Annotated in this window: 11 protein-coding genes; 6 read left to right on the plus strand and 5 right to left on the minus strand. The window is 69.6% G+C overall.

Annotation, left to right across the window (positions count from 1 at the left end):
• Together HRC28_RS19360 and HRC28_RS19365 are read left to right on the plus strand one after the other, a co-directional pair.
• Positions 1 to 606, plus strand: a complete 606-nt coding sequence (locus tag HRC28_RS19360) for a hypothetical protein (RefSeq protein ID WP_182377041.1) — start codon at positions 1 to 3, stop codon at positions 604 to 606.
• Between the two features lie 68 nt (positions 607 to 674).
• The gene (locus tag HRC28_RS19365; RefSeq protein ID WP_182377042.1) at positions 675 to 2126 is read left to right on the plus strand and encodes a S28 family serine protease; all 1452 of its coding nucleotides are present in this window, start codon (positions 675 to 677) and stop codon (positions 2124 to 2126) included.
• A gap of 10 nt (positions 2127 to 2136) precedes the next feature.
• Here HRC28_RS19365 and glgP read toward each other — a convergent pair whose 3' ends face one another.
• A complete protein-coding gene (glgP, locus tag HRC28_RS19370; protein WP_182377043.1) occupies positions 2137 to 4743 on the minus strand; it encodes an alpha-glucan family phosphorylase in 2607 nt (868 codons plus the stop codon).
• Positions 4744 to 5047: 304 nt separating this feature from the next.
• On the opposite strand from glgP, the gene glp reads away from it, so the two are divergent.
• From glp to HRC28_RS19390, 4 genes are read left to right on the plus strand one after another with little or no spacing between them, the layout of a single operon-like run.
• Positions 5048 to 6274, plus strand: a complete 1227-nt coding sequence (gene glp, locus HRC28_RS19375; RefSeq protein WP_237111572.1) for a gephyrin-like molybdotransferase Glp — start codon at positions 5048 to 5050, stop codon at positions 6272 to 6274.
• Between the two features lie 9 nt (positions 6275 to 6283).
• Positions 6284 to 8308 carry a maltotransferase domain-containing protein gene (locus tag HRC28_RS19380; RefSeq protein ID WP_182377044.1) on the plus strand — a complete coding sequence of 675 codons (2025 nt, stop codon included), beginning with the start codon at positions 6284 to 6286 and terminating at the stop codon, positions 8306 to 8308.
• On the plus strand, positions 8305 to 10047 hold the full coding sequence (gene treS, locus HRC28_RS19385; RefSeq protein ID WP_182377045.1) for a maltose alpha-D-glucosyltransferase: 1743 nt from the start codon (positions 8305 to 8307) through the stop codon (positions 10045 to 10047). Before HRC28_RS19380 ends, treS begins: the two co-directional genes overlap by 4 nt.
• The gene (locus HRC28_RS19390; protein ID WP_237111573.1) at positions 10044 to 11378 is read left to right on the plus strand and encodes a hypothetical protein; all 1335 of its coding nucleotides are present in this window, start codon (positions 10044 to 10046) and stop codon (positions 11376 to 11378) included. Before treS ends, HRC28_RS19390 begins: the two co-directional genes overlap by 4 nt.
• Before the next feature lie 9 nt (positions 11379 to 11387).
• Here the strand turns inward: HRC28_RS19390 and HRC28_RS19395 are convergent, their stop codons facing one another.
• The 4 genes from HRC28_RS19395 to HRC28_RS19410 all read right to left on the minus strand — a co-directional run bounded on the left by HRC28_RS19395 (position 11388) and on the right by HRC28_RS19410 (position 14684).
• Entirely contained in the window at positions 11388 to 12002 is a 615-nt protein-coding gene (locus tag HRC28_RS19395) for a hypothetical protein (protein WP_202033123.1), read from the minus strand.
• A 25-nt stretch (positions 12003 to 12027) separates the two neighbouring features.
• On the minus strand, positions 12028 to 12507 hold the full coding sequence (locus HRC28_RS19400; RefSeq protein ID WP_182377046.1) for a DUF6584 family protein: 480 nt from the start codon (positions 12505 to 12507) through the stop codon (positions 12028 to 12030).
• Between the two features lie 127 nt (positions 12508 to 12634).
• Positions 12635 to 13315: a CPCC family cysteine-rich protein gene (locus HRC28_RS19405; protein ID WP_202033124.1), complete on the minus strand. Its 681-nt coding sequence runs from the start codon at positions 13313 to 13315 to the stop codon at positions 12635 to 12637.
• A gap of 106 nt (positions 13316 to 13421) precedes the next feature.
• The gene (locus HRC28_RS19410; protein WP_202033125.1) at positions 13422 to 14684 is read right to left on the minus strand and encodes a multidrug effflux MFS transporter; all 1263 of its coding nucleotides are present in this window, start codon (positions 14682 to 14684) and stop codon (positions 13422 to 13424) included.
• Positions 14685 to 14704: the final 20 nt, after the last annotated feature.

Consider the following 14704-nt stretch of genomic DNA (forward strand, 5'->3'; position numbering starts at 1 on the left):
ATGGTGCGGCCCGCGAAGGCACTGGACCAGGTGGTCCGCAACCGGATCGCCCCACCCCTCAAGGACCTCGGGTTCACCCGCAAGGGTCGGAGGTTCACGTTCGAGCGGCCGGACGGCGCCCGGGCCGTCGCGACCGTCCGCCCGTTCACCCTCGGCAGGAACGACGCCGAGTTCCACGTCGACTTCTTCGCCCAGCCGCGTGTCTGGCGCGACTTCATGGCGCTCGAGGGTCGCGACCCCGACTGGCACCTCTGGAGTCAACGCGTCCTGGTTCCCGGTGCACCGGGAACGATGCGGGACCACTGGTCCTTCGACCTCGGCGACCTCGAGGCCGGAGCCTCGCTCACCGAGGAACTGGCCCAGCTGGCGCACACCGCCGTGTCCTTCCTCGAACCGTCCGCCCTGCTCACCCACGTCCACTCGAACCCGTACCTCCCTGGGCTCGGCAGCCGCCGCGCGGTGGTCGTCGCCACCCTGCTCGCTGCGACAGAAGGGCCGTCACCGGAGCTGGACGCGATGCTCCTCGCGTTCGACCAGGACCCCGACTGGCCCGACTTCAACCCAGCGTTCACCGCGTTCGTCCGCTCCCGGCTTGCCGGGCGCTGACCCTTCCCCCACTCGGAGACCGTGACTAGGTTGTGGGAACGCTTCACCAACTCTCGGGAGGTTCACCCATGCCCAGCCTCAGGTCCCTTGTCGGCGCCATCCTCACGTCGGCAGTCGCGACCGGGCTCACCGCCACCCTCGCGGTCACGCCCGCCACGTCCAGCCCATCGGCGTCATCCAGCCCGTCCGGTTCGCCCGCTGCCCAGGGCGACATCCTCGAAGCCGTCCAGAACCTGCCGGGCGTCACCTCGGTCATCGAGGCCACCGCCCCCGCCGGCTACCGGTTCTTCAAGCTCACCTTCCGCCAGCCCGTCGATCACCGTGACCCGGAGGCGGGCACCTTCGAGCAGCGCCTGACCCTGCTGCACAAGGACGCGGCACGTCCGATGGTGATGTACACGAGCGGCTACAACGTCTCCAGCAACCCCAGCCGCAGCGAGCCGACCCAGATCGTCGACGGCAACCAGTTGAGCATGGAGTACCGCTTCTTCTCGACGTCGATCCCGGCGCAGCCCAACTGGTCGGAACAGCTCACCATCTGGCAGGCGGCCTCCGACCAGCACCGCATCATCAAGGCGTTCAAGCGGCTGTACCGCGAGAACTGGCTCACGACCGGCGGTTCCAAGGGCGGCATGACCGCGACGTACCACCGACGGTTCTTCCCCGACGACGTCGACGGCACGGTGCCCTACGTCGCCCCGAACGACGTCGACAACGAGGACGACTCGTACAACGAGTTCCTGGCGAACGTCGGCACCGACCCGCAGTGCCGCACCGATCTGACCGCCGTCCAGCGCCGGATCCTCGGTCCGGACCGGGCATGGTTCCTCGAACGCACCCGCCAGGACGCGGAGGCGACCGGCGACACCTGGGACGTACTCGGCAGTCTCGACCGCGGCATGGAGATCGCCGTCATCGACCTCTATTTCACCTTCTGGCAGTACTCGCCACAGTCAGCATGTGCGGCCGTCCCGCAGGCCGACGCGACCAAGGAGGAGGTCTGGGACTGGACCCTGGGCGTCGTTCCGTTGACCGGATACCTCGACCAGGGCCTGCTCGGAACGCTGCCGTACTACTACCAGGCGGCCTACCAGCTCGGCTGGTACGAGGCGTACGAGGAGCCGTTGGCCGACGTGCTCCAGCACCCGGGCGGCTGGGGCGGGGCAAACTTCGTCCCCGCTGAGCTGAAGCCGATCGACTTCGACCGCCGGGCCATGGCCGACATCGACCGCTGGGTCCGGACCCGTTCGACCGAGATGCTCTACGTGTACGGCGGCAACGACCCGTGGGGCGCCGAGGCCTTCGACTGCGGCCGACGCGCCGCGCAACGGGCGTGCTCGGTGCACGTCGTCGAGGGCGGCACCCACGGCGCCCGCATCGCCCAACTGCCGGAGGCGGAGCGTGTGAGCGCTACTGCGCAGATCCGGGCGTGGGCAGGCCTCGACGCTGCGGGCGCACGCCCCCAGCGCCACCCGTCGCTCGACCGGGCGCCGGACTACCTGCGCCCGCCGGGACGCTGAGCCGGGGCGCTCAGGCGAGCGCCACGACGCCGAGCTCGGCCGTTGCGACCAGTAACGGGTTCGTCGGCAGCACCCGCACGGTGTAGCCGAACGGGCCCGAGCGGCCGAGCTCGAGCTCGCCATCGAAACGGTGCCGCCCGCCGTCGTACGACTCGACGAGGGTGAGGGGTGTCGTGGTCGCGTCGACGATGTCGTCCTCGGCGTCGACGCGGCCGTGGACCAGCTGGACCTGGACGTCCTCGGGTGACAGTTCGCCGAGGGCGACGTACGAATGCACGGCCAGGGTGGCGCCGACCTCGGCGGCGTCCTCGACGCCCTGCGCTTCGACGTGCTCGACGCGCACCTGCGGCCAGGCCGCACGCACGCGGGCCTTCCATGCGGCGAGGTCGCGGGCGCCGTGATCGGCGGCGGCCAGTGCGCGGGCGTTGCGGACGGCCGGCGCATAGAGCTGGGCGACGTAGTCGCGCACCATCCGGGTCGCGAGCACCTTGGGGCCGAGGGTGGTCCAGGTGTGGCGCAGCATCTCGACCCAACGGGCCGGGACGCCCTCGTGGTCGAGGTCGTAGAACCGCGGTGCGACCTCGGACTCGATCAGGTCGTAGAGAGCGGACGCCTCGAGGTCGTCGCGCTTGTCGGAGTAGTCCTCCAGTCCGTCGGCGGACGGGATCGGCCAGCCGAACTCCGGGTCGTACCACTCGTCCCACCAGCCATCGAGGATGGAGAGGTTGAGGCCGCCGTTGAGCGCGGCCTTCATGCCGGACGTACCGCAGGCTTCGTACGGGCGCAGCGGATTGTTGAGCCACACGTCGCAGCCCGGGTAGAGCGGGAGCGCCAGGGCGATGTCGTAGTTCGGCAGGAACACGATCCGGTGCCGCACGTCCTCGGCATCCGCGAAGCGCACCAGTTCCTGGATCAGCCGCTTGCCGCCGTCATCGGCCGGGTGCGACTTGCCCGCGACGACCAGCTGGATCGGTCGCTCCGGGTCAAGCAGCAGGGCCTTGAGCCGCTCGGGATCGCGCAACATCAGCGTCAGTCGCTTGTACGACGGCACGCGACGAGCGAACCCGATGGTCAGCACGTCCGGGTCGAGTGCCTCGTCGATCCAGCCGAGTTCGGCCGGTGCTGCGCCGCGCTTCTCCCACGACCGGCGCAGACGACGCCGCGCGTCGACGACGAGTCGCTCGCGCAGCGCGCGCTTGGTGCGCCACACGTCGGGGCCGGAGACCTTCGCGAACGCTGCCCAGAACGCCTCAGCGTCGTCGTCCTCGGAGTCGCCGCCCTCGGCAGCGGCCAGAGCCAGCACCTCGGGCGCCACCCACGTGGGTGCGTGCACGCCGTTGGTGATCGAGGAGATCGGCACCTCCGCCTCGTCGAAGGCCGGCCAGAGTCCGTTGAACATCCCGCGGCTGACGTGGCCGTGCAGTTGCGAGACGCCGTTGGCGCGTTGGGACAGCCGGAAACCCATCACCGCCATGTTGAAGACGCCGGGGTCGCCGCCTTCGTAGTCCTCTGCACCGAGCGCGAGGATCTGGTCGACCGGGACACCGGGCGTGGCGCCGTGGTCACCGAGGTACTGCTCGACGAGGGTCCGCGGGAAGCGGTCGATGCCCGCCGGGACAGGCGTGTGCGTGGTGAAGACCGTGGACGCACGGCCGATCTCGAGCGCCGTGGCGTAGTCGACGGCGTCGGGGTCACCGGCACCCTGTTCGCCAACCGTGAGTTCACGGATCCGCTCCACACCGAGGAACCCGGCGTGGCCCTCGTTGGTGTGGAACACCTCGGGAGCCGGGGCGCCGGTGATCCGGGCATGCACACGCAGGGCGCGGACGCCGCCGACGCCGAGGAGGAGTTCCTGGCGCAACCGGTGCTCGGTGTTGCCGCCGTACAAGCGGTCGGTGATCAGCTGGTAGTGCTCGGGGTTCTCCTCGAGGTCGGTGTCGAGGAGCAGCAGCGGCACCCGGCCGACCGAGGCGACCCAGATCCGGGCGAGCAGGTCAGGGCCGTCGGGCATCCGGAGGGACACGGTGGCGCGTTCGCCGGAGGCCTCGACCAGCGGCGACAGCGGGAGGCCGTCGGGGTCGAGCACGGGGTAGCTCTCCTGCTGCCAACCCTCGTGCGACAGCGCCTGCTTGAAGTAACCGTGCTTGTAGAGCAGACCGACGCCGACGATCGGGACGCCGAGATCACTCGCGGCCTTGAGGTGGTCGCCGGCGAGGATGCCGAGGCCGCCGGAGTACTGCGGCAGCACGGCGGTGATGCCGAACTCGGGTGAGAAGTACGCGATCGCGGCCGGCCAGGTGGCATCCGGCTCGGCGGCGCTGGCGCGCTGGTACCAGCGCTCCCCGTCGAGGTACGACGACAGGTCGGCGCGCACCTCGGCGACCCGCGCCAGGTAGGCCTCGTCGGCGGCCAGCTCAGCCCAGCGCTCGGCCGAGACCTCGCCCAGCAGCCGCGTCGGGTCCTGCCCGGTGCTCAGCCAGAGGTCGGGGTCGACGGTCGCGAACAACTCCTGGGTGGGTGGATGCCATGACCAGCGCAGGTTGGCCGCGAGCTCGCCCAGGGAGGCAAGCGCGTCGGGGAGGAGGGGGCGGACCGTGAACCTTCGGATCGCACGCATGCTCCGACCGTAGCCAACCCGTATGGATCGTTCCAAGTGTTGGCGCGATCGCGTCTTCGCCGCTGCCTTCGGGGCAGCAAGCTGCCGGGGAGCGGCTCCCGCCGCGCTGCCGCGCCCGCAGTTGGCTTGTGCAGGACTCACCTTGCGCTGGCGGTAAGAGTCGGCGGCCCGTAACGATCGGGCCGCCACTCCGTTGAACTGGTACTAGCAGGCGGGGCGGTCATGGGGGCCACCTCGCCTGCTGATTTTTGCGAAGCCGTTCTGCGCGAGCGCGCTTTCGCCCCGGGGTCCTAGGGTGGAACCAATGACCACGATGCCCGCCCTCCGCTCCGTCACCGAGCACCAGCAGCACGTCGCTGCGCTCCTCGCACCGCGCGCTGCCGGGCAGGAGACCGTCGCTCTCGCCGAGGCCCGCGGTCGCATCCTCGCTGCCGCGGTCACCGCACCCGAGGCGTTGCCCGCCTTCGACAACTCGGCCATGGACGGCTACGCCGTGCGGGCCGCGGACATCGCCGATGCCACTCCCGACTCCCCCGCCCTGATCCCGGTCGCCGGCGACATCCCGGCCGGAGCCACCGTGGGCGAACTGGCACCCGGTACGGCGCTGCGCATCATGACCGGCGCGCCGGTCCCCCGGGGCGCGGACGCGATCGTCGAGGTCGAGATCACCGACGGCGGCACCGACAAGGTTGCGATCAGCGAGGCCCGTGCCCTCGGTTCCTTCGTCCGTCCGGCCGGCTCCGACGTCGCGGTCGGTCAGGAGGTCCTCGCTGCCGGTGCGGTGATCGGACCGGCCCAGATCGGTGTGCTGGCGGCGCTCGGCGTCCGCGAGGTCGCCGTACGACGCCGGTTGCGGGTGCTGGTCTGCTCGACCGGCTCGGAACTCGCCGAGGACCCGACCCCCGGGTCCGGGCAGATCCGCGACGCCAACGGCGCCCTGCTGGCCGCAGCCGTCGAGGAAGCGGGAGCGATCGCCGTGCGCAAGCTCTGGGTCGCCGACGACGTGCCCGCGTTCCTCGCCCTGCTCGACGCGGAGACCGCGACCGGCGACGTCGACCTGGTCCTCACGTCCGGCGGCGTCAGCGCCGGCGCCTACGAGGTGGTGAAGGACGCACTCGGACCGCGCGGCGTGGAGTTCGTGAAGGTCGCGATGCAGCCCGGGATGCCACAGGGTTCGGGCGTCGTCGGCGGAGTCCCCGTCGTGTGCCTGCCCGGCAACCCGGTGAGTGCGCTGACGTCGTACGAGGTCTTCGTCCGCCCGGCCTTGCGTACGACGTCCGGCCATCCCCACCCGCAACGCCCCGTCGTGCGCGCGACCCTGACCGAACCCCTCACGCCGCTCAAGGGCAAGCGCCAGATGCGCCGCGCGCGGCTCGACCGCACCGCCGGCACCGTCACTCCGTGGGGTCCGCCCGGCTCCGGTTTCCTCGGCTGGTTCGCCGGTGCCGACGCCCTCATCGACCTGCCCGCCGACGGCAACCCCCTGCAGGCCGGCGATGCCGTCGACGTGTGGGATCTCAGCTTCAGTTAGGTTCGAACCATGGTCGGACGCATCCCCGTGATCGACGTCAAGCCGCTGCTGGAGGCCGGTGCCACCGGCAGCCGGCTGGCCGTGAAGGCGAGCGTCGGCGAGCCCTTCCCCGTCAGTGCGACGGTGTTCCGCGAGGGTCACGACCGGCTCGGCGCCGAGGTCGTGCTCATCGCCCCGGACGGCACCCGTCGCCCACCCGTCGCGATGACGGCACTCCCGGCGACCGATCGGCACCTGGTCAGCCGGTACGAGGCGTGGGTCGTGGCCGACAGCGTCGGTGCCTGGACCTTCGAGGTGCAGGCCTGGTCGGACCCGATCGCCAGTTGGCAGCACGCGGCCGGCATCAAGATCCGGGCCGACATCGACACGGAGTTGATGTTCGCCGAAGGGCGACTGCTGCTCGAGCGGGTGGTCGCGGGTCTCGACAAGCTCGACCAACGAATGCCGAAAGCCGACATTCAGGTGCTCCGCGCCGCGATCAAGGCCACCAGCGACAAGAAGCGCCCAGCCGAGGCCCGGCTCGCGCAGCTCGAATCACCTGACCTGGTGGGGGTTCTGCGCGCACACCCGCTCCGCGACCTGCTCACCGTCGAGGGCCCGTTCCCCGTCCACGTCGACCGCTCGCGCGCGCTCTTCGGCAGCTGGTACGAGTTCTTCCCGCGCTCCGAAGGTGCGACCTACGACCCGCAGACCAACACCGTGGTGAGCGGGACCTTCCGGACCGCTTCGGAGCGGCTGCCGGCCGTCGCGGCCATGGGCTTCGACGTCATCTACCTGCCGCCCATCCATCCGATCGGCGAGGTCAACCGCAAGGGCCCGAACAACGCGGTGCTCGCCGAGGGCGAACCTCTGCCGGACGACTGGGCGGGGTCGCCCTGGGCCATTGGCAGCGCCGCCGGCGGCCACGACGCCGTCCATCCCGACCTCGGCACGCTCGCGGACTTCGACGCCTTCGTCGCTGCCGCCGCCGCGCTCGATCTGGAGGTCGCCCTCGACCTCGCCCTGCAGGCCGCCCCCGACCACCCGTGGGTGGCCGCGCACCCCGAGTGGTTCACCACCCGCGCGGACGGCTCCATCGCCTACGCCGAGAACCCGCCGAAGAAGTACCAGGACATCTACCCGGTCAACTTCGACGCGCACCCCTACGACGACCCGGACAGCCTCGCCACCGAGGTGCTGCGCGTCGTACGGCACTGGATGGCCCACGGGGTGCGGATCTTCCGTGTCGACAACCCGCACACCAAACCGGTCGCGTTCTGGGAGTGGCTGCTGGCCGAGGTACGACGAACCGACCCCGACGTGCTGTTCCTGGCCGAGGCGTTCACCAAGCCGCCGATGATGCAGACCCTCGGCGCGATCGGCTTCCACCAGTCGTACACCTACTTCACGTGGCGTACCGCGAAGGTCGACATCGAGGACTACCTGCGCGAGGTGTCCCACGAGTCCGCGCACCGGATGCGGCCGAACTTCTTCGTCAACACCCCCGACATCCTCCACGAGTTCCTGCAGTACGGCGGCCCGGCTGCCTTCCGGATCCGGGCCGTGCTCGCGGCAATGTCGTCGCCCACGTGGGGCATGTACGCCGGCTACGAACTCGGCGAGCACGTGGCGGTGAAGCCGGGCAGCGAGGAGTACCTCGACTCGGAGAAGTACCAGATCCGGGTGCGCGAGTGGGGTACGGACGCCACCGGGCTGGCGTCGTACATCACCAGACTGAACGAGATCCGGCGAGCGCATCCGGCGCTGCAGTTGCTGCGCAACCTGACGGTGCATCCGACGGACGAGGAGCACGTGCTGTGCTTCAGCAAGAGGGCCGGCACGGACACCGTGATCGTGGTGCTCAACCTCGACCCCCACCAGGTGCGCGAGACGATGGTGCATCTCGACCTGGCCGCCCTCGGGCTGCCGCCCGGCAGTTCGTTCAGCGTGCACGACGAGATCAGCGGCGCGGACTGGACGTGGGGCGCCGACAACTACGTCCGGCTCGATCCCACCGAGCCGGCACACATCCTGATCGTGAAGGGAAACGCATGACGGAGGTCTCGACGGGCTCGGCCAACAGGCAGGTCGTCCTGAACGACGAGCCGGAGTGGTTCCGGACCGCCGTCTTCTACGAGGTGCTCGTCCGGTCGTTCCGCGACTCGAACGGCGACGGCACCGGTGACTTCCGCGGGCTGACGGAGAAGCTCGACTACCTCCAGTGGCTCGGCGTGGACTGCCTGTGGGTGCCTCCGTTCTTCCCCTCGCCGCTGCGCGACGGCGGGTACGACGTCGCCGACTACACCGGCGTACTCCCCGAGATCGGCACGGCCGAGGACTTCCACGCGTTCCTCGATGCGGCGCACGAGCGCGGGATCCGCGTGATCATCGACTTCGTCATGAACCACACGAGTGACCAGCACCCGTGGTTCCAGGCCTCCCGCTCCGACCCCGAAGGCCCCTACGGCGACTTCTACGTGTGGTCGGACACCGACGAGCTCTACCAGGACGCGCGGGTCATCTTCGTCGACACCGAGCCGTCGAACTGGACGTGGGACCAGGTCCGCGGCCAGTACTTCTGGCACCGGTTCTTCCACCACCAGCCGGACCTCAACTTCGACAACCCTGCCGTGCACGACGCGATGATCGAGGCCATGTCGTTCTGGCTCGACATGGGTCTGGACGGCTTCCGGCTCGACGCGGTCCCCTACCTCTACGAGCGCCCGGGCACCAACGGCGAGAACCTCCCCGAGACCCACGAGTTCCTGCGCAAGGTCCGCAAGTTCGTCGACGACAAGTACCCCGGCCGGGTGCTGCTGTGCGAGGCGAACCAGTGGCCGACCGACGTCGTGGAGTACTTCGGACCGGAACTGCTCGACAACGGTGAGGTCATCGGGACCGAGTGCCACATGGCGTTCCACTTCCCGGTGATGCCGCGCATCTTCATGGCCGTGCGACGCGAGTCCCGCTTCCCGATCTCGGAGATCATGGAGCAGACGCCGGCCATTCCGTCGGGCTGCCAGTGGGGCATCTTCCTGCGCAACCACGACGAACTCACCCTCGAGATGGTGACCGACGAGGACCGCGACTACATGTGGGGCGAGTACGCCAAGGACCCGCGGATGAAGGCCAACATCGGCATCCGGCGCCGGCTCGCTCCCCTGCTCGACAACGACACCAACCAGATCGAACTGTTCACCGCCCTGCTGCTGTCGCTGCCCGGCTCCCCCGTCCTGTACTACGGCGACGAGATCGGGATGGGCGACAACATCTGGCTGGGCGACCGTGACGGCGTGCGTACGCCGATGCAGTGGACACCCGACCGCAACGCCGGTTTCTCCGCCGCGACTCCCGGCAAACTGCACCTGCCGACGATCCAGGACCCGGTCTACGGCTACCAGAGCGTCAACGTCGAGGCCCAACTGGAGAACCCGTCCTCCTTGCTGCACTGGACGCGCCGGATGATCCACATCCGCCGCGGCCACGATGCCTTCGGGCTCGGGACGTTCACCGACCTGGGCGGGTCGAACCCGACGGTGCTGTCCTACGTCCGCGAGCACGTCGCCGCGGACGGCTCGGATGACGTGATCCTCTGTGTGCACAACCTCTCCCGCTTCCCCCAGCCGGTCGAGCTCGACCTGCGTCGCTACGAAGGCCGGGTGCCCGTCGAGCTGCTCGGCGGCGTGCCCTTCCCGCGGATCGGAGAACTGCCGTACCTGCTGACGCTGAGCGGACACGGGTTCTACTGGTTCCGCCTCACCAACCCCGAGACCTCGGGGAGGCCGGTGCTGTGATCGAGCAATTCCTTGCCCAGAGGCGCTGGTTCGGCGGCAAGGGCCGCACGTTCACGGTGACCGGCGTACGCCAGGTCGGTTCTGTCGGGAGCGAGCCCGAGGTGGTCGTGGCGCTCGTCGAGGTCACCTACGCGGAGGGCGACCGCGATCTCTACCAGCTGCCGCTCTCGTTGTACGACGCCCCGCAGGACCGGCTCGACCATGCCCTGGTAGGGCGCTGGCCGGAGGGCCTCGAGGGGTCGGAGGAGGGCGCCTTCGCGTACGACGCCGTCCACGACCGGGCCGCGATGTCCGCCTACCTGCGGGCCTTCGACGGCCCGCACACCGGCCTGGACTTCGTCCGACTCGAGGGCCACGACCTCGACCTGGACGCGGTGCCGGCGCTGTTCAGCGGCGAGCAGTCCAACTCGTCCGTGCTGTTCGGCGACGACTCGGTCCTCAAGATCTTCCGCAAGGTGACACCGGGAGAGAACCCCGACATCACCACCCACCAGGTCCTCACCGAGGCCGGCTCCACGCATGTCGCCGCGCTGTATGGCTGGGTCGAGTCCGACGACCTCCACCTCGCGATGCTGCAACAGTTCCTGCGGACCGCGAGCGACGGCTGGGAGCAGGCGCTGGCCAGCGTCCGCGACCTGTTCGCCGAGGGCGACCTGCACGCCGAGGAGGTGGGCGGCGACTTCGCCAGCGAGGCCAGCCGGCTCGGCGAAGCACTCGCCGAGGTGCACGGCCAGTTGCGCGGGGCGTTCCCGACCACGGAGATCGACGCTGCCGAGGTGGCCCGCACGATGTCCCGCCGCCTGGACGAAGCCATCGCGGTCGTCCCCGACCTCGGTGAGTACGCCGACGGGGCACGGGCCGTGTTCGCCGCCATGGCCGGACTCGGCAATCTCCCCGTGCAGCGCGTGCACGGTGACCTCCACCTCGGCCAGACGCTGCGCACGGTCGCTGGCTGGAAGCTCGTCGACTTCGAGGGTGAGCCTGCCAAGTCACTCGCCGAGCGGCTGCTCCCCGACTCACCGTGGCGCGACGTCGCCGGGATGACCCGCTCGTTCGACTACGCACCCCATGCCGTGGACGCTTCGCTGCCCGACGACGACCCCGACGTGGCCCATCAGCGGGCGATCCGCGCCGAGGAATGGGCCCGCCGCAACCGCAAGGCCTTCCTGGCGTCGTACTGCGGGGAGGGTGGGCTCAGCGACGCCGACCGCACGGTGCTGACGGCGTACGTCGTCGACAAGGCCGTCTACGAGTGCGTCTACGAGGCGCGGAACCGCCCGGCTTGGCTGCCGATCCCGCTGGCGGGGGTCGCGCGGTTGGTCGCTGGCTGACCCGTCCGGTCAGCCCCGGCCCGTCCGGAACCCGAGCAGGGTGAGTTCCTCGAGGTCGATGGGGTCGGCAGGAACGATGCCCTCGAAGCAGAACCCGAACAGGTCGACGAGCGCATCCTCACCGAAGTCGAGCGGATGGAACGGCAGCGGGTAGTCCTCTTCCGCGTGCTCGCCCGCCCAGTACGGCGCCTCGAACGCACGCGGCTCGCCCACGTTCTCGATGATGCCGTCGTCGGGCGACAGGCTCACCGACCTCACGAGCTCCCCGTCCGGGCCCCAGATCGCGTAGGCGAACCAGTCGACCACGCTGTGCATCGAGGCAACGTACGTCGTGCGCCCGGGGAATGCTCCGATGATGGCCGGGTCGATCTCGGAGGGCCGGTCGCGCGCCACCTTCGAGGTGCAGACGATGGCGACGCCGTCATAGACAGCGGCGTAGACCTCGTTGTCCGCGGGGTTCGCGTTGTCGAGCAGGTCGCCGTACCCGAGATCGGTCAACGGCACGCCTGGGTGCAGCCTGGCCACCAGCGCCTCGGTTGCTTCGTCATCGATGCTCGGCTCCGCGCGCAACAACTGCGGCACCGGGCCATCGGCGTACACGACCATCCAGCACTTGGCTCCCATGGCAGCCATGAAAGCACCCCGGTGGTCAGAAAACCGCGCGCACCACGGTGATCAGGCCGATGACCACCAGCGCCAGGAGGACTGCGCCCACCAACCCGGCGAACAGGCAGGCGGCGAGCTCGCTGTTGTCGCTGGGGTCCACGTCTCTGCGTGGCGGAAGGTCGGGCTCGCGCCCTTCAGCCAGACCCTCGTCCTGCAGCGCGTACAGGTGGTCGGCGCGGGAGTAGCGCACCGGCGCAGGAATGCTGCGCCACCGAGCGTCACCATCACCGAAGCGCTGACGCCAGGCCGCGATGGCCTCCTGGGCCACGTCGTCCTCACGGCCCAGGACGAACAGCAGCGCACCGGCCTTCGGCAGATCCCCCATCTGCAGGTGCACCTGGATGAGGAGTTCGAGAACCTCGTCGTCCTGACGGGTCACGAGCACGCTCGTCAGCCGGTCCCGCGCCTTCCATGCACGGCCGGCTTCGAGGTCGGCGCGGGCGCGGACAAGGGCGTTGGTCACCGGCGGATCGTCGCAGGGGCGGAGGTACCCCCGCCACTCGATTCGGATCCTCTACACCGAGCACTGGTTGCGGAGGAGCGGGTTCGCACCTCGGCAAGCCCGGCGCGCCAACTGATCAGCCGGCCGGTCAACCAGAGAAGCGAACAACCCCGGTCACCACCTGTCGGACCCGAAAGGTGACCGGCCGCGAACGGCGATGCCGCCATACCCACCCGATTGCCTGAAGCGGGTGACGAAACTGCCAGTGGCCGTCCCACAGCATGCGCGCCATGAGTTCGAGCTCGGCTTCGGGCATGTCCAGCCCGTGAGCAAGGCACAGCGCACGGAACCGCCGCTCAACTTCGGGGTAAGGAATCGATCGGGCCTGGATACGAAGCGCGTCCATCCCCGCACTGAAGGCATGGAACGCGTCCACAAACCGGGTCTCATCGAGGTCCTCACGTTCTTCGATCCGAGCAATCGCACGCTCGTGCTCAGCTCTCGCCGACGCGACGAGTCCCAGAAGTTCGTCGGTTCGCGCAAACGGCTGCCAGCCGGCCTCTCGTGCCTCGCCCGTGCGCGGTCGGCGGCCCCGATGACGCAGTCTCCCGATGGGTCCGAGCGAGAGGAACTCGTGCTGCGCCTCGACAAGACTGACCACGTTCGGTCCCCCGCAGGCCCAGGCAGGCGCGCCGTCGTCCTCCCAGCGGCACACTGCGCACACCTCGTACGACCCCGGCTCGTCAAGAAGCGTGCGGAAGCCACAGCACGGACAGATCGACAAGGACGACATCTGGCGATCATGGCGCGTTCCGGTGCTCAGCGGCATTCCCATTCGCCCATCGCCGCGGCTCTCGCCTCGTCGCCCTCGCCCGTGGTGAGAACAATTCGAGGGTGACAAACCCCAACTCGACGGTCACAAACCCCAACTCGCGCTACAGGAGCTCGATCGGCTCCCGATCGACGGCGTGCCCCTGCACCGCGCAGTCGCGGTCCTCGAGGGCGCAGTGCCAGGCCCACAGCAGTTGGCCGCCACCGACCCCGACAAGGGCTGCGGTCGCGAAGCCGATGGCGGAGGTGCCGACGAACGGGGTGACAGCAACGGCGGTGATGGCGTTGAGCACCAGCGCGAAGAACGACGACAGGGACACGACGGCGCCGAGGCGTGCGGGGAACAGGTCGAGCAGCATCAGCTGCATCGTCGGGTAGGTCAGGCCGTTGCCCAGGGCGATCAGGCTGACGCCGATGACGGCCCAGGGCAGGTCAGCCGCGACAGGCGACGCCGCGATCAGGACGCCCACCACACCGCCGATGAACGAGATCGTGCAGCCGATGGAGATGAGGCGGCGCGCCGTGATCCGGCCGGCCGCGCGACCGCAGAGCCACGAGCCGAGCATCATCGCGCCGATCATCGGGACGAACAGCTTCCAGAAGTCGAGCTCGCCCTCACCGAGGACGTCGACGACGAAGATCGCCGCACCACCGATGTAGAGGAACTGGGCGCCGAAGATCAGCGACGTCGCCCACGCGAGCCGGTGGAATGCCGGCTCCTTCGCGACGGCCGCAAGACTGCGCAGGACCGCGCCGACGCGCAGTTCGACCCGGCGCTCGCGCGGCAGGGTCTCGGGCAGCAGCACCAGCACAGCGAGGATCAGGGCCACGCCGAGAGCCGCCTGGAAGACGAAGACCAGCGGCCACTCGCCCAGCTGCAGGACCAGTCCGCCGATGATCGGGCCGATCGCCGGTGCGATGCCGAAGATGACGGCCACCCGGCTCATCAACCGCTGCGCGGTGGCACCCTCGAACAGGTCGCGAATCACCGTACGGCTGACGATGGTGGCGCCGCCGGCGCTCAGGCCCTGGAACGCGCGGCACACCAGGAGCCACGAGAGGCTCGGCGCGAAGGCGCAGCCGATCGACGCGGCGACGTACACGACGAGGGAGACGACCATGACCGGTCGCCGGCCGACGGCATCCGAGATCGGACCGTGGAGCACGCTCATCGCCGCGAACGAAGCGAGGTAGACCGTCACCACGAGCTGCAGCGCGCCGGATCCCACGCCGAAGTCGTCGCGCATCTCCGGGAACGCCGGAAACGGGGTGTCGATGCTGAACGGCCCGATCATCGAGAGGCAGGCCAGCACGATCGGCACGACGACCAGCAGCCGGGCGGACGTGGCTTCTCGGGTCGCGGTCACCCCCGCATCACATCACTCCT

Source organism: Nocardioides sp. WS12, assembly GCF_014108865.1.
Classification (GTDB): domain Bacteria; phylum Actinomycetota; class Actinomycetes; order Propionibacteriales; family Nocardioidaceae; genus Nocardioides.

Coding starts and splice junctions, on each gene's coding strand:
- glgP (WP_182377043.1), bottom strand. CDS start 4,743: ATGCGTGCGATCCGAAGGTTCACGGTCCGCCCCCTCCTCCCCGACGCG.
- HRC28_RS19405 (WP_202033124.1), bottom strand. CDS start 13,315: ATGCCGCTGAGCACCGGAACGCGCCATGATCGCCAGATGTCGTCCTTG.
- HRC28_RS19380 (WP_182377044.1), top strand. CDS start 6,284: ATGGTCGGACGCATCCCCGTGATCGACGTCAAGCCGCTGCTGGAGGCC.
- HRC28_RS19365 (WP_182377042.1), top strand. CDS start 675: ATGCCCAGCCTCAGGTCCCTTGTCGGCGCCATCCTCACGTCGGCAGTC.
- treS (WP_182377045.1), top strand. CDS start 8,305: ATGACGGAGGTCTCGACGGGCTCGGCCAACAGGCAGGTCGTCCTGAAC.
- HRC28_RS19395 (WP_202033123.1), bottom strand. CDS start 12,002: ATGGGAGCCAAGTGCTGGATGGTCGTGTACGCCGATGGCCCGGTGCCG.
- HRC28_RS19360 (WP_182377041.1), top strand. CDS start 1: ATGGTGCGGCCCGCGAAGGCACTGGACCAGGTGGTCCGCAACCGGATC.
- glp (WP_237111572.1), top strand. CDS start 5,048: ATGACCACGATGCCCGCCCTCCGCTCCGTCACCGAGCACCAGCAGCAC.